The 20,142-nt window shown below is 61.5% G+C and carries 20 protein-coding genes; 9 read left to right on the top strand and 11 right to left on the bottom strand.

Annotation, left to right across the window (positions count from 1 at the left end; all coding sequences use genetic code 11):
- The first annotated feature begins 24 nt into the window (after positions 1-24).
- From FJW08_RS29280 to FJW08_RS29260, 5 genes are read left to right on the top strand one after another with little or no spacing between them, the layout of a single operon-like run.
- A complete protein-coding gene (locus FJW08_RS29280) occupies positions 25-1,110 on the top strand; it encodes a spermidine/putrescine ABC transporter substrate-binding protein (RefSeq protein WP_140813347.1) in 1,086 nt (361 codons plus the stop codon).
- A 13-nt stretch (positions 1,111-1,123) separates the two neighbouring features.
- Entirely contained in the window at positions 1,124-2,011 is an 888-nt protein-coding gene (locus FJW08_RS29275; protein ID WP_140813346.1) for an ABC transporter permease, read from the top strand.
- Between the two features lie 2 nt (positions 2,012-2,013).
- Positions 2,014-2,796 carry an ABC transporter permease gene (locus tag FJW08_RS29270; RefSeq protein ID WP_140813345.1) on the top strand — a complete coding sequence of 261 codons (783 nt, stop codon included), beginning with the start codon at positions 2,014-2,016 and terminating at the stop codon, positions 2,794-2,796.
- The gene (locus tag FJW08_RS29265) at positions 2,793-3,857 is read left to right on the top strand and encodes an ABC transporter ATP-binding protein (RefSeq protein WP_140813344.1); all 1,065 of its coding nucleotides are present in this window, start codon (positions 2,793-2,795) and stop codon (positions 3,855-3,857) included. Before FJW08_RS29270 ends, FJW08_RS29265 begins: the two co-directional genes overlap by 4 nt.
- 2 nt (positions 3,858-3,859) lie before the next feature.
- Positions 3,860-4,621 carry an MBL fold metallo-hydrolase gene (locus FJW08_RS29260; protein WP_140813343.1) on the top strand — a complete coding sequence of 254 codons (762 nt, stop codon included), beginning with the start codon at positions 3,860-3,862 and terminating at the stop codon, positions 4,619-4,621.
- 7 nt (positions 4,622-4,628) lie between these two features.
- On the opposite strand, the gene FJW08_RS29255 is transcribed toward FJW08_RS29260, so the two are convergent.
- The 4 genes from FJW08_RS29255 to FJW08_RS29240 form a co-directional block, all read right to left on the bottom strand.
- Entirely contained in the window at positions 4,629-5,330 is a 702-nt protein-coding gene (locus tag FJW08_RS29255) for a TetR/AcrR family transcriptional regulator (RefSeq protein WP_246682652.1), read from the bottom strand.
- A 21-nt stretch (positions 5,331-5,351) separates the two neighbouring features.
- Positions 5,352-6,779 carry an amidase gene (locus tag FJW08_RS29250; RefSeq protein ID WP_140813342.1) on the bottom strand — a complete coding sequence of 476 codons (1,428 nt, stop codon included), beginning with the start codon at positions 6,777-6,779 and terminating at the stop codon, positions 5,352-5,354.
- A gap of 99 nt (positions 6,780-6,878) precedes the next feature.
- The gene (locus FJW08_RS29245; protein ID WP_140813341.1) at positions 6,879-7,913 is read right to left on the bottom strand and encodes an extracellular solute-binding protein; all 1,035 of its coding nucleotides are present in this window, start codon (positions 7,911-7,913) and stop codon (positions 6,879-6,881) included.
- Positions 7,914-8,201: 288 nt separating this feature from the next.
- The gene (locus tag FJW08_RS29240; RefSeq protein WP_140813340.1) at positions 8,202-9,131 is read right to left on the bottom strand and encodes a hypothetical protein; all 930 of its coding nucleotides are present in this window, start codon (positions 9,129-9,131) and stop codon (positions 8,202-8,204) included.
- Positions 9,132-9,318: 187 nt separating this feature from the next.
- Here FJW08_RS29240 and FJW08_RS29235 point away from each other — a divergent pair, with 187 nt between their 5' ends.
- Positions 9,319-10,221, top strand: coding sequence for a hypothetical protein (locus FJW08_RS29235; protein WP_140813339.1), 903 nt, complete (start codon positions 9,319-9,321; stop codon positions 10,219-10,221).
- A gap of 16 nt (positions 10,222-10,237) precedes the next feature.
- Positions 10,238-11,422 carry a UDP-galactopyranose mutase gene (glf, locus tag FJW08_RS29230; RefSeq protein WP_140813338.1) on the top strand — a complete coding sequence of 395 codons (1,185 nt, stop codon included), beginning with the start codon at positions 10,238-10,240 and terminating at the stop codon, positions 11,420-11,422.
- 33 nt (positions 11,423-11,455) lie between these two features.
- Here the strand turns inward: glf and FJW08_RS29225 are convergent, their stop codons facing one another.
- On the bottom strand, positions 11,456-12,424 hold the full coding sequence (locus FJW08_RS29225) for an NAD-dependent epimerase/dehydratase family protein (RefSeq protein ID WP_210241228.1): 969 nt from the start codon (positions 12,422-12,424) through the stop codon (positions 11,456-11,458).
- A 232-nt stretch (positions 12,425-12,656) separates the two neighbouring features.
- On the bottom strand, positions 12,657-12,848 hold the full coding sequence (locus FJW08_RS29220) for a hypothetical protein (protein ID WP_027146867.1): 192 nt from the start codon (positions 12,846-12,848) through the stop codon (positions 12,657-12,659).
- A gap of 334 nt (positions 12,849-13,182) precedes the next feature.
- Here FJW08_RS29220 and FJW08_RS29215 point away from each other — a divergent pair, with 334 nt between their 5' ends.
- Together FJW08_RS29215 and FJW08_RS29210 are read left to right on the top strand one after the other, a co-directional pair.
- Positions 13,183-13,956: an NAD kinase gene (locus FJW08_RS29215; RefSeq protein ID WP_140813335.1), complete on the top strand. Its 774-nt coding sequence runs from the start codon at positions 13,183-13,185 to the stop codon at positions 13,954-13,956.
- A 192-nt stretch (positions 13,957-14,148) separates the two neighbouring features.
- Positions 14,149-15,726 (top strand): DEAD/DEAH box helicase, encoded by a 1,578-nt coding sequence (locus FJW08_RS29210; RefSeq protein WP_181178674.1) that lies wholly within the window; start codon positions 14,149-14,151, stop codon positions 15,724-15,726.
- A gap of 150 nt (positions 15,727-15,876) precedes the next feature.
- Here FJW08_RS29210 and FJW08_RS29205 read toward each other — a convergent pair whose 3' ends face one another.
- The 5 genes from FJW08_RS29205 to prfB form a co-directional block, all read right to left on the bottom strand.
- Entirely contained in the window at positions 15,877-16,482 is a 606-nt protein-coding gene (locus FJW08_RS29205) for a hypothetical protein (protein WP_140813334.1), read from the bottom strand.
- Positions 16,483-16,737: 255 nt separating this feature from the next.
- On the bottom strand, positions 16,738-17,388 hold the full coding sequence (locus tag FJW08_RS29200; RefSeq protein WP_140760139.1) for an OmpA family protein: 651 nt from the start codon (positions 17,386-17,388) through the stop codon (positions 16,738-16,740).
- Between the two features lie 152 nt (positions 17,389-17,540).
- The gene (locus FJW08_RS29195; protein WP_140760136.1) at positions 17,541-17,909 is read right to left on the bottom strand and encodes a GFA family protein; all 369 of its coding nucleotides are present in this window, start codon (positions 17,907-17,909) and stop codon (positions 17,541-17,543) included.
- A gap of 112 nt (positions 17,910-18,021) precedes the next feature.
- Positions 18,022-18,399, bottom strand: a complete 378-nt coding sequence (locus FJW08_RS29190; protein WP_140760134.1) for a hypothetical protein — start codon at positions 18,397-18,399, stop codon at positions 18,022-18,024.
- A gap of 512 nt (positions 18,400-18,911) precedes the next feature.
- A protein-coding gene (gene prfB / locus FJW08_RS29185) for a peptide chain release factor 2 (protein ID WP_140760132.1) occupies positions 18,912-20,043 on the bottom strand; the annotation gives its coding sequence in 2 pieces (ribosomal slippage) (positions 18,912-19,976 and positions 19,978-20,043; 1,131 coding nt in all).
- Positions 20,044-20,142: the final 99 nt, after the last annotated feature.

Below are 20,142 nucleotides of genomic sequence, written 5' to 3'. Positions count from 1 at the left end.
CACAAAGGCAAGGGAGAACACTCGATGTCCGTCAAATCCGGGAATCCGCTTTCCGTCCTGAAGCGCCGGCTGCACGCCGCGTGTGCCGCCACCGCAGTGCTGCTTGCGGCAGGCAGCCTCGCCGAGGCCGCCGATCTCAACGCGCTGATCTGGTGCGATCATTCCGACCCGGCGCTGCTGCAGCCCTTCGAGGAGGCCAACAACGTGAAGGTCAACGTCAAGGAGTTCGAAGGCACCGGTGCCGGGCTCGCCATCATCGAGCAGTCGCAGCCGGGCGACTGGGACGTGATGGTGATCGACAGCATCGACGTGCCGCGCGGCGTCGAAAAAGGCCTGTTCGAGCCGTTGCCGGAAGACAAGCTGCCCTTTGCCGACCTCTTCCCGCAGGTGAAGATGGACGGGTCGACCATTGTCGGCGGCAAGCGCTACGGCATCACCGAAAAGTTCGGCTACAACACGATCGGCTTCAACAAGACCAAGGTCGATCCGGCCGACATGCAGTCCCTGGCGTCGCTCACCGGCGACAAATACAAGGGCAAGGTCGCCATCTACGATTACTACCTCCCGGTCATCGGCATGGCAGCACTTGCCATCGGCAAGAAGACGGCTGAACTCACCGAAGCCGACCTGCCCGCGCTCAAGGAAGAGTTGCTCAAGATGAAAGCCAACGCCAAGCTGGTCGGTGAAGTCACCGCCAGCCAGACGGCGCTCGCCACCGGCGAGGTCGACATCCTGGTCGGCGGCGGCGAATGGGTGACGGCGGGGCTGGCGAAGGAAAACCCGGCGTTGGACTTCTCCATTCCCAAAGAGGGTGCGGTGCTGTGGTCGCAGTCGCTGGCTATGTTCAAGGACTCCAAGAACAAGGACATGGCGCTGAAATTCATCCAATACATCATGAGCCCGGAAGGCCAGGCGCGCCTTGCCACCTCGTCCTGCTACTGGGGCATGCCGTCCAACACCAAGGCCGCACTGACCGACGACCAGAAGAAGGTTTTGCGCTTCGACGAGCAGCCCGGCTTCCTCGCCCGTGCACAGGCCTACCCGGCGCCGAATGCCGACCTCGACAAGAAGATGCAGGATATGTGGACGGAAATGCTGCAGGCGAAGTGAGCGACCGTTGCCCATGAACTCTGCGGGAAACAGTGGGCGTGCCCCACCCCGGGTGGGGCGCGCCCTGCCCCGGGCGGGCCGCGCCCTGCCCTGGACGATGGTCACGCCGGCACTCGGCTGGACGCTTGCTTTCTTCGTGCTGCCGTTCGTCGCCATGGGGTTTTCGAGCCTCACGGCGCATGAGGGCGGCGGCTTCACGCTTGCCAACTATAGCCAGTTCTTCAGCAATCCCTCCTACTGGCAGGCGATGTTGAACTCGCTGCAGGTCACGGCAATCGTCACCGTGGTCTCCGTTCTGCTCGCCTATCCCTTCGCGTGGATCCTGGCCGAACAAGTGCCGGAGCGCTGGCAGCGGCTGGCACTGATGCTGGCTGTGCTGCCGTTCTGGACCTCCTACGTCGTTCGCTCCTACTCCTGGCTGCTGGCGCTGGCGCAGAACGGCGTCATCAACCGCGCGCTAACCGGCGCCGGCCTGATCAGCGAACCGCTGCAGCTCGCCAATACGCGCTTGGCTACCGTCACCGGCTTCGTGCATTTCTTCGTCATGCTTTTGACGCTGACCATCTTCGCCAATCTGAAGCAGCTCAGCCCTAGCTACCGCAAGGCGGCCGCCGATCTCGGCGCCGGGCCGGTGCGCACCTTCCTGCATGTCATCCTGCCGCTGACCTTGCCCGGTATCATGGTGGGCGCTTTCCTGACCTTCGTGCTGTGCATCGGCGACTACATCACGCCGCAGATCCTCGGCGGCAACAACGAGCTTTTGATGCCGCAGCTGGTGATGATGCAGATCGGCCGGCGCGGCGATTTTCCGCTGGCCTCGGCGCTGTCGATCATCCTGATGGCGGTCGTGACCATCGCCTATCTCGCCTGCGCCCGCTGGCTGAAGATCGAGCGGGCCTGACCATGCGCAGGATTGTCCGCATCGCTTCCTGGATCTACGCGCTTGCCGTCTACGGCTTCATCTTCCTGCCGGTCGTCGTGCTGGTGCTGTTCTCGCTGCAGTCGACCTCCTTCCCGATTCCGCCCTTCACCGGCCCGTCGCTGCGCTGGTACGAGGCGGTTCTCTCGGACGTGCGACTGACGTCGGCGCTGGTCAATTCGCTGCTGGTCGCGGTGCTTTCCTCGGCTGCCGCCGTCACGCTCGGCTTCCTCTCGGCCTGGGGTTTCGCGCGCTTCGTGCTGCCCGGCTCTGGCCTGCTGCGCGGGCTTATCACCTTGCCGCTCACCGTCAGCTATCTCATCATCGGCATGGGATTGCTGGTGTTGTTCAACTGGGCCGGGGTGCCGAAATCGCTGCTTGCCGCAGGTATCGGCCATGTGGTGATCAACCTGCCGCTCTGCTTTGCCATCATCTACAGCCAGATGGGCGACCACCAGATCAACATCGAGCGCGCCGCGCGCGACCTCGGCGCGCCGGAATGGAAGGTGCTGCTTTTGATCAGCGTGCCGGTGATGGCACCGGCCATTTTCGCCGGCTTCTTCCTGTCGATGACCTTCTCCTGGGACGAGTTCGTGATCTCCTTCCTGCTCACCCGCTTCGACACCACGCTGCCGGTGGAAATCTGGAACCTGCTGCGCTCCGGCCTCAACCCGAAGACCAACGCCGTCGGATCGCTGGTCTTTGCCGTCTCGATCGTGCTGGTGGTGTTCTTCGAACTGACCTTGCTGCGGAGAAAACCGGCATGAACGCGCCCCTGGTCGATATCCGCGACGTCTCGCACCGCTTCGGCCAGCATCCCGTGCTGAAGAATGTCTCGCTGACGATAGAGGCCGGCAGCTATACGATCCTGCTTGGACCATCCGGTTCCGGCAAGACGACGCTGCTCTCCATTCTGGGCGGGTTCGTCAACCCCAGCGAAGGCAAGGTTCTCATTCGCGGCCAGGACTGCACCTCGGTGCCGCCGGCCAAGCGCCCGACGACGACGGTGTTCCAGGATTATGCGCTGTTCCCGCATATGAGCGTCGGGGGCAATGTCGGCTTCGGCTTGCGCATGCAGGGTGTAGACGGCGCACCGCGGGCGGCAAAGGCACGCGAAGCACTGGCACTGGTGGGGCTGGCCGCCGCCTTCGACAAGAAGCCGCACCAGCTTTCCGGCGGCCAGCGCCAGCGCGTGGCGCTGGCACGCGCGCTGGTCATCGAGCCGGCCGTGCTTTTGCTCGACGAGCCGCTCGGTGCGCTGGACCTGAAACTGCGCCGTCAGATGCAGGACGAATTGAAGGCGATCCAGAAGCGCGTCGGCACCGCCTTCATTCATGTCACCCACGATCAGGAAGAAGCGATGGCGCTGGCCGACCATTGCGTGGTGATGAATGATGGCCGCATCGAGGACGAAGGGCCGCCCGAGCGCGTCTACGCCAGGCCGGCGACGCGCTTTTCCGCAACCTTCATGGGCGAGAGCACGATTCTCGCCGGCACGGTCGTGGAGGCCGGGGACAGGACGAGCACCCTTGCGACGCCGGTCGGATCGGTGTTGCTGCCCAATGCGTTGCCGTTGGGGTCGGCGGCCGCATTGGCCATACGGCCCGAGCACCTTGTGCTGGGCACGGCCTCGGGTGGCACGAAGCTCGGCGAGGCGGAAGTGAGCGACGTCGTCTTCCAGGGCAGTTTCAAACGCGTGCTTGCGACGTCCGTCGAAGAGCCCTCCCTGCAATTCATCGCCAAGTTGCCCGCTACCGCCACTGTCCGGCCGGGCGACACCGTGGCCGTTTCGTGCGATACCGACCAGTTCATCCTGCTGACGGATTGAACATGGGCATGCTCGCGGTCATCGACGCACCGGACTGGTACGAGACGATCCGCATGGCGGACGGCATCACGCTGATCCACGAGCCCTGGATCAAGCCGTTCTTCCGCTGCAATATGTGGCATGTGCGCGGCCGCGACCGCGATCTGCTGTTCGACACTGGTCTCGGCCATTTCAGCCTGCGCATGCATGTGCCTCTGGTGAGCGAGCGCAAGCTGGCCTGCGTCGCCAGCCACACGCATTTCGATCACATCGGCTGCCACCATGAATTCCCCGATCGCTGCGTGCATTCGGCCGAAGCGGCAATCCTCGCCGATCCGCGCAACGAATGGACCGCCGCCGGCACCTATGCGACCGACGAGATGTTCGATCGCCAGCCGAAAGGCTGGGAAACAGCGCGCTACCGAATCCAGCCCGCGCCGGCCGACCATCTGCTCGCGCATGGCGACATCATCGATCTCGGCGACCGCGCCTTCGAGGTCGTCCACACGCCAGGCCACTCGCCCGGCGGCATCGCGCTTTACGAGAAGAAGACCGGCATCCTGCTGTCCGGAGACATCATCTATGACGGCCCGCTGATCGATGATGTCTATCACTCGGATATACCAGACTACATGGCGACGCTGCTCGCCATGCGCGATCTCGACGTCTCGGTCGTACATGGCGGCCATTTCCCGAGCTTCGGCAAGGTGCGCTATCATCAGTTGATCGACGAGTATCTCGCACGGAAGCGGCAGGCCGGGTGCCATCTTCGGCAGAGCCCCTGAGAAACGGCTAGCGCATCAAGTCAAAATGCCGTGGAAAGGCCTGGTGCAGCAGCAGCAGCATGGTCTTGCGCAGCACGTCGGTGTCGCGGCCAGCCGGGTTGAGGTGATCCCAGTACCACGCTCCGTGAACGAGGTAATTCAGGCTCTCGGATAGCGTATCTATGTCGACGCCGGCGTAACCGCCGCTGCGCGAGATCTCGACCAGCAATTCGCGCGCTTCGGCGGTGTAGGCGAGATCGCTGGGCAGACCAATTTCATTGTAGATCTGCATGCTCTTGCGGTCGCTGGAGAACGCAACGAACACCGACACCCATTTGGGATGCTGCCTGGCGAAGCGCTGCGCGCAACCGACCGCGCCCAATAGCCTCTCCACTGCTGACTGCCCGGGCGCCCGCACCAGTGTCACCCACAGCTCGTCATATTGATTGCTGAGATACTGCAGGACGGCCCGGAACAGATTCTCCTTGCTGCGAAAGTGGAAAACCACCAGGGCGTTGGACGAGCCGACATGCTCGGCGATGCGCTGCATGGTGACGCTCGCCAGCCCCTCCTCAGCAATGAGCTCGACAGTGGCGTCGATGATGCGCTGGACGCTGGCTTCGCCGCGTTCCCGGCGACGGTCCTTGGGCGCGGCGTCATTGGCCGAAGCCCTGCCCTTGGCCCTCTCGGCCGTGCCTTTTGCCGTTGCCTTGCGTTGCACCATCTTCATCCACTTCCCTTGCACCGCCTGTCAAAGCGATGGGCGCGTTCCGGCGTCTGTGTACCATTGCCCCTGCGCCGTTTCATAGGCCATCGCCGCCCGGAAGACATCGGCGTCGCTATAGGTGCGCCCGACGATCTGGAAGCCCGTCGGCACACCGCTCGCCGCCCGCCCCGAAGGCATGGAAAGCACCGGACAGCGGCTCAGCATGTTGAACGGCGTCGTCATCACCCAGCCCAGCGAAGGGTTCACCACTCTCCCGTTGATCTCGACGGTTCCGGTGGTCTGATCGAACTCCGCCGGCACCGCGGGAAGCGCATTCGTCGGGCAGATCATCACATGGTAGGTTTCCAGCAGCGGACCCAGCGTCTGATACATCCGTGCCGCCACATCCAGCGTCGCGACGAAGTCGGTTGCCTTGGACTTTTGCCCGTCCTCGGCAAACCGCCTGGCATAACTGGTCATGTCGCTGCCGTGCTCGGCGAGCAATTGCGATAGCGAAGCGCCGAAGAGATGCTCCAGATAGGCCATTCCTGCCTTGAGTACTCCGTCGTCCCAGCCAAGATCGACTTCCTCGACCGTCGCCCCAAGCGAGCGGAACATATCGCACGCGGCAAGCATGTTGCTGCGGACGTCGGCATCGACCTCGAAAAAGCCCAGGTCCATCGAAAACGCAATTTTCCAGCCCTTGATTGGCTTGTAATCGAGCGGCAGGCGCAGCTTCGGGCGAAGCGTGGCGATGTCGAGCGGGCTCGGCCCCGCCATGACATTCTGCAGCAGGATCGCATCCCGGACGTTCCGCGCCAGCGGCCCGGTATGGCAATAGAAATCCAGGTTGAAGGGTGGCTCGTCCGGGTTGCGCCCATAAGGCGGCTTGTAGCCGACGAGACCGCAGGCCGACGCCGGAATACGGATCGATCCGCCAATGTCGGAGCCGGTAGCGATCGACGATGTGCCCGACGCCAGCGTTGCCGCCGAACCTCCCGACGAGCCACCCGGTGTGAAGTCGCGGTTCCAAGGGTTGCGGGTGACGCCCCACCGCTTAGACCAGGTATAACCGGCGCAGCTGAACTCGGGCGTGGCCGTGCGCGCATGGACGATGCCGCCGGCCTTGATGATGCGCTCGTTCATCGTCGAGGTGTGGCCGCTTATGGCATCCCTGGACAGCAGCGAGCCATGCGACGTCGGCTTGCCCTTGATGTAGCTCTCGTCCTTGATGCCGATCGGCAGCCCTTCGAGCGCGCCGGTCCTGGCGCCCTTGGCATACTTCGCCTCCGCCTTAGCGGCCAGCTTCATCGCCTCCTCGAAATGCGTGAAGGTGAAGCAGTTGATCGCCGATTTGGTAGCCTCGGCGCGACGGATGGTGGCCCGCATCAGTTCAACGGGCGAGAGTTTCTTCGCCTTGAACAGCCGCAGCGCCTCGCTTGCCGGCATGTAGCAAAGGTCGAGATCGGACATCGAAAATCTCCCGCGATCACGAGATCGCACTTGGCATGATGGGTGACCGGACCGCGCATCGCGGCCCGGTGGCTTTTTTGTCGGGTTCGGCTGGTGGCGCTACTTCTGGAGGTCGGTCCAGATCTTCGTGTAGAGCGCCTGCACATCCGGTGGGCAGGCCGGCATGAACTGGCCCTTGGCGGCGAATTCGGCCGGGATATTCACCTCGGGTGCGTTCTTCATATCGTCGGGCATGAAGGCTTCCGAGCCCTTGATCCCGTTCGAATAGCGAGCGAAAGCCGAGATCATCGCGGCGTTCTTCGGGTCCATTATGAAGTTCTGGAAGAGCTTGGCATTGTCGACGTTCTTGGCGTCCTTGAGAACGGCGACATTGTCCATCCAGATCGGAAAACCTTCCTTCGGATAGCCGTAGACGATCTTGTCGTTCTGCAGCCGCTCGCGCAGCGATATGCCATTCCAGTCGACGCCGGCGGCGATGTCACCCCTGCCCAGGCCGTCGACCGCCGCGTAGTCGAGCGAAAGCCATTTCGCCTTTGCCTCGACCAGCTTGTCACGGACCTTCTTCAGCACCTGCATGTCGTTGGTGCAGTATTTTCCGCCTTCATAAGCGATTGCGAGGAACATGATGTCCCCCATTTCGGGGACGACATTGATCTTGCCGACAAGCTCGGGCGGTGGGTCGAGGAACAGCGCGGACGTGTTCGGGTCGCCTGAATAAACTGACTTGTTCACCGAAATGCCTGTCGTGCCCCACTGCCAGGGAACGGTGTATTTGCGGCCCGGATCGAAGGGAACGTCGACCCATCTGGGATCGACATTCTTGAAATTCTCCATCGTGTTGGGATCGGTTTCCAGTAGCAGGCCTTCGCTGATCCAGATCGGCACGACGCTGGCGGAAGGCACGACGATATCATAGCCGGAAGCGCCCTGGCGGACCTTGGCCAATGCGGTGTCGTTGGAGTCGTAGTCGGTCACGGTGACCTTGATCTTGTAGGTCTCCTCGAACTTCTTGATGAGATCTGGGCTGGTATAGTTGCCCCAGGTGTAGATGTTGAGTTCGCCATCGGCGCGGGCGACGCCTGTTGCGGCGAACAGCGACAGCCCGATGGCCGCAGCGGTCAGTTTCCAGTTCATGCGAGTTGCTCCCATTGTTGGGACCGGCGGCGTCGCCGCCTCAGGTCCATTCCTGCCGATGAACAAGCCTGAGCCTTCCGCCCCAGCAACGGGCCGAATGGCGGTCAGGAAAATTCCCCTCATCGCGGCCATTCACTGGCTGACGCCAGCTGACCAACTCGGTGTTCGCTTTCGAAGCTAGATTATAACTAACTATACAGTCAATATCTTTTCGACAGGCTTGGTGTTGCCCGGCAATTGCCTGACGTTTTCGACCTGGGTGAAAAAGCGAAGAGAAGGCTTCAGCCTTCAGGCGTCATGCCTGTCGGCTGGAAGGGAAACCCTATATTTAGGCGCGGGGTCCTTCCGCTTCCGCCATGGCCTCAATCGGTCCTTCAATCTCGCTTTGACAACCGGCTTCTCGTAAGCGGGAGCGGGCAGCCCGGCGAGCGCGTAATAGTCGTCAAGGATGGTGGTTTGCAGCAGGCGCTGCTCCTGTGTGAAGAAGCTGAAATGGGCGGCGACCAGATCGCCGAAAACCTTGCCTGGACGATCGAGCTTCGCCGGCAACGTCACGGACAGCCATTCCTCTTCGTCATTTCCCGGCGGAAAAAAGAGATCGCCGATGTCCAGCACTTCCGACCCGAAAAAACCGATCGCGTTGATCGAGAAGCGCCCCAACCTGACTTCCCGATCGGGGACGCGGAAATCACTAAGCCGGTTCGTCCGAACGGCCTCGATGAAGACCGGATGAAGCGCCATTGGAAAGCTTGCGTGCGCCCAGGAATACGGACACATCGCCTGACAGGTGAGTGGCCCATCGATCAGCACCCTGGAAAAATTCTTGATCAGGGTGCTGCAGACCGCGTTGTTGATGATGAGCGGCGCATACCAGAGGGCCGAGCCTTGTTCCGCCATCGCCCGCTCCTTAAATCTGGGAAAAAAACCCTCCTCCAGAAACACCACGTCGTCATCGAGGCGCAGATAGAGAGCGTCGGCGTCGTCACAGAAGCGGAAAAACCTGCCGATGATCTCTAAGCTGCCGTCGGCGCTCGGGAGCGTCTTGATCTTGCAGCGAGGATCGCTGGCTGCCAATTTCTGGAGATAGGCGCGGTCTGCTTCATTGCGGCAATTGTCCCACAGATGCCATTCGTCCACCTCGGGACTTCTCAGTACATGATGGCTCAGCAGGCGAAGATATTTCTCGCGGCCGGCCGGGGTCACAACAATCAGCTTCATGAGAGTCCCGCCTGCAATGGTTCCGCATCGAGCTTAGAATCGATCGAGAGGCGAATCTAGATTCGCGGTGTGTCGCAAGCACAGTACAAGACATCAATGCTGGACGATCATTTTCTTCGGATGTTTGGCTCTTCGCTTTCATTCGGGTTTGGTGTAGGGGCTCACCATAACAGCTTTGGACCCATGAATGGACGCCGAAACCAAGTCCTTGACGAGTACCCGCCGCAATCTCGTCATCGTCAGGGCTGGAGACAATTCTCTCCATCGCGGATGGGGAGCGGATGTGTCCGAATGCGAATTCGACCTGATTGTCAGTTACTATGGAACTGATCCGTCGTCATTTCGGCAGCCGTATGAAAACAGGGTCGACTACAAAGGCGGCAAATGGGATGGCATCCATGCTCTGTTCAGCCAGCGGCCGGACCTGCTCGATCGTTACCAGTATATCTGGTTCCCCGACGATGATCTGGAGGCTGACCGGACGACTATCGAAGCAATGTTCGCCAAAATGCGCCGACTGGATCTGCACATTGCCCAGCCGGCACTGACGCTGGACAGCTATTTTTCTCACCTACCATTTCTTCGCTGCAAGAGCTTCGAATTTCGCCTGGTCGATAAGATCGAGATCATGGCTCCCTGCCTGAGAGCCGACGTCGCGGCCAAGATGCTGCCCCTTTTCAAAGAATCCATGAGCGGTTTTGGCCTCGATTCCCTATGGACGAGGCTTGCCGCGCAAAATCTGGGAAGATCGGCTGTTTTCGACGCCTTGCCCGTTCGTCATACGCGGCCGGTGGGAGTTCATCTGGCGACAGCGATGCTCAAGTCAGGCAGAACGCCTCATGACGAATATCGCCAACTGGCGTCGCAATATGGATTTGGCGAGTTCTTTCCATTGTCCTATGAGGCCGTCGATCGCAAAGGCAGGCGCTGGCGATCGAAACCCATGATCGGCCTGCGTATGGTGGCCGACTATCTCTTGGACAGGAAAGCTTTTCGCCAGGTGAACCGATTGATGAAATTGTTATGGCGCCTGCTGCGCAGGCAATATTCCAAGTCGGTCGACCTGTCCCAGATAATTCTCAAGCCCTAAGGATTCGGATAGGCGAATGGACAGGAACCTGCTGGCCAAGGCCGACATCCTCATCGTCGGCGCAGGCTTTTACGGTGCGACACTCGCCGAGCGCATCGCTACGCAGCTTGGCCGGCGCGTGCTGGTGATCGACCGGCGCCGGCATATCGGCGGCAATGCCTACACCGAACAAGATCCGGTCACCGGCGTCGAGATCCATCGCTACGGGCCGCATCTGTTCCATACATCCAACGAGGAGGTCTGGAATTATCTGCGCGCCTTCACCGGTTTCACGGCCTATCGCCATCGTGCGTTCTCAACTTATCGCGACAAGGTCTATCCGCTGCCGATCAACCTTGCCACGATCTGCCAGTTCTTCGGCAAGCGGCTGAGCCCCGACGAGGCGCGTGGCATGATCGCCGAGCAGGCTGCGGAACTGGGCGACCGCCAACCGGCCAATCTCGAGGAGAAGGCGATCTCCCTCGTCGGCCGCCACCTCTACGAGGCCTTCATCAAGGGCTACACCGCCAAGCAATGGCAGACGGACCCGCGCGAACTGCCGGCGCAGATCATCGCGCGCCTGCCCGTCCGTTACACGTTCGAGGACGGTTATTTCAACGACCGCTTCCAGGGGCAACCCGTGGATGGCTATACGGCGATATTCGAAAGGATGCTCGCGCACGAGCTTATCGAAACACGGCTTGGCATCGACTTCTTCGATATCAAGCCCTTGCTGCCGAAGGGCCTGCCGGTCGTCTACACCGGCCCGATCGACCGCTATTTCGATTATAGCGAGGGCGAACTCGGCTGGCGAACCATCGATATCGATCTGGAGGTCATGAACATGCCGGACCACCAGGGTACGGCGATCATGAACTACGCGGACGAAGCCGTGCCTTATACCCGCGTCGTCGAATTCCGGCATTTCAACCCGGAGCGCCAGCACGGGAGCGACAAAACGCTCATCGGCCGCGAGTATTCCCGTTTTGCCGGCCGCGCCGACGAGCCTTATTATCCGATCGACACGCGCAAGGATCAGGCCGTCTATCGCCGTTATCTCGACCGGGCGAGTGCGGAGAAAAACCTGCATCTCGGGGGACGGTTGGGGACCTACCGCTACCTCGACATGCACCAGGCGATCGGTGCCGCCCTAAAGGCCTTCGAAACCGTGCTCGAGCCCTATTTCGCCGGTCGGCTCGATTCTGTTTCGCGGTCGCCATGACGGACCGGGTCTGAAGCCGCAAATCTCTGGTTCTCAGGCCGTCGCCGCCAATTTGCCGCCGTCGGCAATCTGTTGCCTGAACCATTCGAAAGTACGCCGGATCCCCTCCTGGTAACCGGTCGTGGCTTCCCAGCCGGGAAGAACCTGCCTTGCCAGTGTTAGGTCCGGGCACCGGTTCGTGGGATCCTGCGGGACAGGCGCATGGTGTTCGATACGACTGCCGGGAACAAGCGAGCAGACGAATTTCGCGGTGTCGAGAACCGAGATTTCGCGGTTGTTGCCGATGTTCAGGGGACCACGGTGCGAGATGCTGTCGCGCCAGAAGAAGCGCTCCAACCCATCGACAATATCGTCGATATAACCCCAGCTGCGTGACTGGGAACCGTCGCCGTAAACCGTCAGGATTCCGGTCGTCAGGGCCTGGCTGACAAAATTCGAAACGGCGCGGCCATCATCGATGCGCGTTCGCGGCCCATATGTGTTGAACAGCCTGACGACGCGGACATCGAGCCCGCTGACGCGCTGCTGTTCGAACAGCAGCGCTTCGGTGCAGCGCTTGCCCTCGTCGTAGGACGCCCGTGGCCCGGTGCAGTCGACGGATCCCCGGTAGCTCTCCGGCTGCGGCGACACCAGGGGATCGCCATAGACTTCCGAGGTCGAGGCAAAACAGAAGCGGCCGCCGGGCCGCAGCAGCGACAGGAGATTGAGCGCGCCGCCTATATTGGCTTTGATCGTGCGGACCGGTTCGCGCATGTACCATACGGGCGAAGCCGGTGACGCCAGATGGATGATCTCATCGAAATGCCCACTCGCCGCGAAGCTTTCGGCATCGCCAATCCGCAGGCTGAAGCGTGGATCCGAGACATGGGCTATGTTGTCGCGCAATCCGGTCCACAGATTGTCGACGACGACAAGCGTTTCCAGGTCGTCGCGCCGCAGCAGGCGATCGACAAGATGCGATCCGATGAAGCCGCAGCCCCCGGAAACCAATACGCTACGCAGCATTCCCCACCACCCAGATTCGGCCGGTCAACCGGCGCGCGGCTCGATTCCCAGAGACGAGGGAAACGGAATCCAATGTCAGATCCAAAGCGCTTCTATCAGTGCTTTTGTATATGCCGCAATTGCAACGATCCAACTTGTCTTGCGCCAGCCGGTGATCGGTCACCTCCGGATCACGGCTGGTGCCTGCCGAGTTCGGCGAATATTGGTCCGGTCAGCGTGTCTGGGCGGCCTACAGCGCCCTTTGCGGGCAAGGCATCCCGGCGGCATCACCGCAGCGTGACGCGGTGGGGACCGGCCTGGCGCTCATTTGTTCCGACTGGCGCACCAGTTCGGCGAAGACAAGCGCGAAACTTCCCAACATGACAAAGACGATGATCAGGCGTGCTACCGGCAATATGTCGGCCTCGTCTAGCTGGCGCATGTCCCCGGGCATCAGGATCCGCGGGATCGTGCGCACAAATCTAACGTGCCGCAACGTCCTTTGCGTCCCGAAGGAGAAGGTAGTGCTGCGGGCGCCCCACGCCACCCATGCCGGCTAACATGATCGATCCGGCTTTACGAGACCTTAAGCGTGGCCTTAACCATCACATTCGATCGCGCCACGACATCAACCGCGACCGGCCCATGTGGCGGCACTGCCGCACGTCACTTCGTGAACTGGCGGAGGCTCTCTTTGCAGACCCGCCCACCCCATGCTACCCCGGCGCTGGCGCGGCCAGAACCTGCCGGCGCCAATCGGTCGCGATCGGGAAGCCATGAGCACAGCCGCCAACAGCATCGCCTTCGTCTCGTCCGAGACAACAGACGCCAAGGCGGCTGTTGAAAGCCTGTCGGCGCGCTATGGCCAACGTTCGGTCGCCGAGGCGACCGTCGTGGTGGCGCTGGGAGGCGACGGCTTCCTGCTGCAGACCTTGCGCGACACGATGGGCACCGGAAAGAAAGTCTACGGCATGAACCGTGGCACCATCGGCTTTCTGATGAATGAGTACCGGTCCGGAGGGCTCACCGAGCGCATCGCGGCCGCGGTCGCCGAGACGATCCGCCCGCTGGAGATGCTGGCAACCACCTCGGATGGCGATCACGTCACGGCGCTGGCGATCAACGAAGTTGCGCTGTGGCGCCAATCCTATCAGACGGCCAAGATCCGCATCAGCGTCGATGATCAGATACGGATCGAGGAACTGAACTGCGACGGCGTCATGATCGCGACGCCGGCCGGATCGACCGCGTACAATCTTTCCGCGCACGGACCCATCCTGCCGCTCGATGCGCCGCTTCTGGCTCTCACGCCGGTCAGCCCGTTTCGTCCGCGACGCTGGCGCGGCGCATTGCTCTCCAACAAGGCGACCGTGCGCTTCGACATTCTGGAGCCGGAAAAGCGGCCGGTGAACGCCGCCGCCGACCACACGGAGGTCAAGGCGGTGACATCGGTCACGGTGCGGGAATCGCCGACCGCCACCGCGACTTTGCTGTTCGATCCCAACCACTCCTGGAACGAACGCATCCTGGCCGAACAGTTCCGTTACTGAGCCGGCACGGAGACAAGCGGTCGGATTAAGCATCGCGATTAAGGTTACAACTTCACAATCGCACCAATCCTGCCCGTTTCTGTTGACAAATCGCGGGCTTGCGCCTAATCGCAATACCAATCTTGCAGGCGCGTGGCGCTTGCCGCGACGAATGACGTTGCGCTTCCCCGAACCAGCCAAAGACAGCAACACTTGTCCTCAGACACGACGATCGCTCAAGAAGCGTTGACCTTTTCGGACCTTGGCCTGTCGCCGAAGGTGCTTTCCGCAGTCACCGATGCCGGCTACACCCAGCCGACCCCGATCCAGGCTGGTGCGATCCCGCACGCCTTGCTCGGCAAGGACGTGCTGGGCATTGCCCAGACCGGCACCGGCAAGACCGCCTCCTTCGTGCTGCCGATGCTGACCCGGCTGGAAAAGGGCCGCGCCCGCGCCCGCATGCCGCGCACGCTGATCCTGGAGCCGACGCGTGAGCTTGCCGCGCAGGTCGAAGAAAACTTCGTCAAATACGGCAAGAACCACAAGCTCAACATCGCATTGCTGATCGGCGGCGTGTCGTTCGACGAGCAGGACAAGAAACTGGAGCGCGGCGCCGATGTGCTGATCGCGACGCCAGGCCGCCTGCTCGACCACCGCGAGCGCGGCAAATTGCTGCTCAACGGCGTCGAGATCCTGGTCATCGACGAGGCCGACCGCATGCTCGACATGGGTTTCATTCCCGATATCGAGCGTATCTGCGAGATGATCCCGTTCACCCGGCAGACGCTGTTCTTCTCGGCGACGATGCCGCCGGAGATCACCAAGCTGACGGAAAAATTCCTGCATGCGCCGGTCCGCGTCGAGGTCTCCAAGGCCGCGTCGGCGGCCACCAACATCACCCAGCGGCTGGTCAAATCGGGCTCGAAGCCTTGGGACAAGCGCGAAACGCTGCGTAACCTGATCAAGGCCGAGGACGCGGAGCTGAAGAACGCGATCATCTTCTGCAACCGCAAGATCGAGGTTTCGGAGCTGTTCCGCTCGCTGCTGAAATATGATTTCGACGCCGGTGCGCTGCATGGCGACATGGACCAGCGCGCGCGCATGCAGATGCTGGCCAATTTCCGCGACGGCAAGCTGCGCTATCTCGTCGCCTCGGATGTCGCCGCGCGCGGCCTCGACATTCCCGATGTCAGCCATGTCTTCAACTACGACGTGCCGATCCACGCCGAGGACTATGTCCACCGCATCGGCCGCACCGGCCGCGCCGGGCGCTCGGGCAAGTCCTTCACCATCGCGACCAAGTCCGACACCAAGTATATCGACGCCATCGAGCGGCTGATCGGCGCCAAGATCGAGTGGCATGACGGCGACCTGTCGACGGTGGTTGCCAGCGAAGGCGAGGACGATGCTCCGCGCCGCGGCAAAGGCGCGCCGCGCCGTGCCGGCCGCAAGGATGAGGACCGCAACGACAGGGGCGGGCGCAAGAAGGGCGGCGAGCGTCGCGGCAGGCACAGCGAGGAAGATGTCACGACCGCGGTTGCTCAACCGCAGCCCGATGTGGCCGAGACGGCCGATATTGTCGAACGGCGCGCGCGCAAGGATGCAATCCGTTCGGAAAACACGGAGCGCAAATCGTCCGACCGCAATGAGCCGCGCGCACCTGAGCGCGGTGATACCAGGCCGCAGCGCAGCAATAACCGCCCTGCCCGCCATCATCAGGAAGACAACGACACCACAGTCGGCTTCGGCGACGACATGCCGGCCTTCATGCGCATCGTCGCCAAGGTCTGATTCCAGCCAGCAAGCCGGCTACCCGGCTTGCCTCCTTTTTCGCCCTGTAGCCAAGAGCAATTCAAGGAAAAGCGCATAGCGTCCCGGAATTGCCTGGGAACGAAAAATGGGGCGGTTCAGCAATTCCATTGGACGCTGGTCCGCTCCAGGTCACATCGGCCCGGGCATCATCTTGGTCGGCTTCTCCAGCATCGGAAACTCGGCCTTGTCGCATTTCACCTTCGGGTTCGTCGGGCTGAACATGCCGTTCGGATTGTCCTCGAGCCAGGCGTGAAGATCATAGTGGACGAACTCCTTCGGGATGAGCGGATAGTGCCCCTCCATCGGGCCCATGAAGGTTTGACCAAACAGCTTGGGTGGTTCCTTGATGTCCGGGGTCAGCGGCACCAGCCACTCCACGCCGACCAATTTCAGGCCTTTCTTGGTCGGCTCGTAGATCAATACATTGGGATGCATCGGATCTAGTTTCTGGCCGACACTTGGGACGTTGACGAAATGGATGCCCATGGCGCCCTTCGGATAAACCATGGAGCCGGGTATCTTTTCTCCGCTGTAGTAGACGCAGCCGACCGTCGACAGATAGAGATCGCGGACGGCGGCGGTGTAATCCTGATATTTGGCGAGCGATTTCTTCAACGCGTCGATGTCGGCCTTGTTGGCGTCCTCGGCATGAGCCGTGGCGAGGCCTAACCATGCGCCTACAACGCTTGTCAAAGCGAGGACGCCGCAGCGCCCAAGACTGGCTGTTCTTGTCATGCATTCCTCCCAGATTTCATGATCTGGCCGTGCAAGACCGAGGCGGCAACGATGTTGATTGCGCGGCCGATTAAACCGCCCCATCCTCTCTGGAACAGCGTCGATGCTAATCCTTTCCACGGCCGCGGAAAAGAATTTATTAGATATTGCTAATTTTCTTTGACTGCTGTCACGAAACCGAGCGCCAATACACGGCTGGATGAAAAACGGCCCCATTTGGGGCCGTTTCTCGCATCGCTTGAGACGCGATTCTGCTCAGGTGAGCGGCGAAAGCTGGATCTCGACGCGTCGGTTCTGGGCCCGGCCCTCGGCCGTGGCATTCGACGCGACGGGCCTTGTCTTGCCAAATCCGGTGACGGCGAAGCGGCGTTGATCGACGCCCTGGCCGGACAGATAGTTCGCGACCGCCAGCGCACGGCGCTGCGACAGATCGAAATTGTGCTGGTCGCCACCGGTCGAATCGGTATGGCCGAAAACGTCGACCGTGGTCTGCTTGAACTTCTTCAGCACCAGCGCCACCGAATTCAGCACCTGGTAGAAGCCGGGCTTCACCGCGTCCTGGTCGGTGTTGAAGGTGATGTCGGACGGCATGTTGAGGATGATCTGATCACCGCTGCGGGTGACGCTGACGCCGGTGCCCTGGAGCTGCCGGCGCAGTTCAGCCTCGTTCTGGTCCATGGTTGCACCGATGGCGCCCCCGGCCAGCGCGCCGATGCCGGCGCCGATCAGCGCGTTGCGACGATCATTGCCGCCAGCAAGCAGACCAAGGCTGGCGCCTGCCAGGGCGCCAAGACCCGCGCCCGCGGCCGTGTTGGAAATCTTCTGGTCGCCCGTATATGGATCGGTGGTGGTGCACGCGGTCACGAGCAGAGCCGTCGCCATCGCGACGAGCACGGTCTTTTTCATAGGATGGTCCCTCTCCAAGTCACGCCTTACGACGGCGTCAAATCAGCCCTTACCGCGACTTGTACCATGAAATGCGGCGAAAAACGGAACGAGAAAAGTGGGCGTCGCGGCTTTTCCCGGGCTCTGTTGCGCAACGAAGCATCCTTGACGGGCTACCAGAGATTCTTGCCGTCAATGATCACCACTTCGACCTTGTCGAGATCGAAGTCATCGAACAGCCGCGAGTTGACGCTGATCTTCGGATTGTCGAAATCCGGCTCGCCGGTCGACCAGTCCGGTGTTTCGGTGAAGGTGCCGCAGCCGCAGCTTGCGCAAAAACCATGCTTTACGGTCTTCGAGCCCCATTGATAGAAGGAAACGTTCTTCAGCGGCGTGACGAGTTTGAACTGCGATGGGGTATAGTAGGCCCAAAGCGAGCCGCGTTTCGAACAGAACGAACAGGTGCATTGTGTCACCGTCCGCGGCGCCTCCGACACCTCGAATATCGTCGCCTTGCAGTGGCAGCTTCCCTTGATGGCCATGAACATCACCTCTCCATTGTCCTGCGCCCAAGCGGCAAGGCAGCATAAAGAAGCGATCCTGACAACCGTCCGTCAGCAGACGCGTGTACCGACGGGCGTTAGCCGCGCAGCATCAAAAAGAACGCGGCGGCACGAACAGGCATATCGTCTTGCCGGCATCGAGACCGGCCTGATGAGCGCACCAGTGAAACTCGCCGTCAGGACTGTCCTTGACGCGCTTGTCCGTCATCGGAACCACCTCGCCGGTGCCGGCGATCACGTAGCCCTCGGGTTTCTCCAGCACCTCGCCGGTATGCGCGGCACGACAGTCATAGTTGGCGCAGCAGGCGAATGGATAGCTCCAACCCTGCGGCTTTGCCGCCGTCGGCTTGGCGTCATGAGCAAAAGCAGCTGGCGCGAACATCGCGATCACGCCGATGGCGAACAGGGAAAACATAAGCCGGCCGACCGGTTGAACGGCTCGGGCCGATCTGGGCGTGGCAGCAGACATGGGACGTTCCTTTCGAGCGTCAAGCATTTCGCCTGCCCGTTCCCGGAACGTGTCTTCCCAGTGGCCGGATCGTCAGTCGCAGATATGCCGCGTCCGGCCATAAATGCTTTTTGTCTCCCAGCGTTTGGATGCTGGGCTGATTCCTTGGTCGGCGCAAGAAGCCGCGGCGCCCAGACCATGGGGCGCACGCGCATGACATACATACTGCTACCCCTGACGAGATTCAGACCAGGTTCGTTCCCGGAAGGCGGGGCATGCAAACAACGGGATTGGTCCGGAGTGGTTCCAGCCGGCCGATCGCAGATGCGCGCGATCACATGCTCTTGATTGCCGGTGACATGGTCGCAGATCGTCAGCAATGGAGAACCGGTCGCCCCGCAGCCCACGAAGATGTGGGGCCGCCGGACGAGCGACAAACATGCGACGCTCCCGTTTTGGGGACAGGAAAAGACCCCGTCCCGCACGAGAGCAACACGCCGAATCAGAAGCCTTGCGATGACCGCACAAGCAGCCTAATCCAGGTCGGCCACCACTTCGCCCGCGCCGCCCTCGATGCGTTGTGACAGCGAGGCCTCCATGAAATCGTCGAGGTCGCCGTCGAGCACGCTCGACGGGCTGGTGCTTTCGACGCCGGTGCGCAGATCCTTCACCAGCTGATAGGGCTGCAGCACGTAGGAGCGGATCTGGTGACCCCAGCCGATATCGCTCTTCGACGCCTCCGTGGCGTTGGCGACCGCTTCGCGCTTCTTCAGCTCTTCCTCGTAGAGTCGCGAGCGCAGCATTTCCCAGGCCTTGGCCTTGTTCTTGTGCTGCGAGCGTTCGGCCTGGCAGGCGACCGCGATACCGGTGGCGATATGGGTGATGCGCACGGCCGAATCGGTGGTGTTGACGTGCTGGCCGCCCGAGCCGGACGAACGATAGGTGTCGATGCGCACGTCCGATTCGGAGACGTCGATCTCTATCCTGTCGTCGACGACAGGATAGACCCAGACGCTGGAGAACGACGTATGGCGGCGCGCATTGCTGTCATAGGGTGAGATGCGCACCAGGCGATGGACACCGGATTCGGTCTTCATCCAGCCATAGGCATTATGGCCCTTGATCAGCAAGGTTGCGGACTTGATGCCGGCCTCTTCGCCGTCATGCACTTCCAGCACCTCGACCTTGAAGCGGCGGCGCTCGGCCCAGCGCGTGTACATGCGCAACAGCATCGAGGCCCAGTCCTGGCTTTCGGTACCGCCGGCGCCGGCGTGGATTTCGAGATAGGTGTCGTTGGCATCGGCCTCGCCCGAGAGCAGCGTCTCGACCTGGCGGGCCTTGGCCTCGCCCTGCATCGAGCGGATCGCGGCTTCGGCTTCGGCGATGACGCCTTCGTCGCCCTCTTCCTCGCCCAGCTCGATCAGGCCGATATTGTCTTCCAGCGCCTGGGTCAGGCCCTTGACCGCCGCGATGCCTTCCTCGAGGCCCTGGCGTTCGCGCATCAGCTTCTGCGCTTCCAGCGGTTCGTTCCAGAGGCTGGCGTCCTCGGCCCGCACGTTCAGGTATTCAAGCCGCTTTATGGCCTGATCCCAGTCAAAGATGCCTCCTCAGCAGGGTTATCGCCTGCCTGATCTCGTCGACAATATTCTGCGTTTCCGCGCGCATGGCCTGGTATTTTGTCCTGTTGCTGAAATGACGCTTCGGTCGGCGCGATACATAGGGACGGTGCCGCCAAGTGTAAAGCGAAATGGACCAGTTCGAGGC

It is taken from the genome of Mesorhizobium sp. B3-2-1, from assembly GCF_006439515.1.
In the GTDB taxonomy this organism is placed as follows: domain Bacteria; phylum Pseudomonadota; class Alphaproteobacteria; order Rhizobiales; family Rhizobiaceae; genus Mesorhizobium.
Note: the sequence above shows the minus strand (reverse complement) of the source record. Positions and strands in the feature narration are given on the sequence as shown.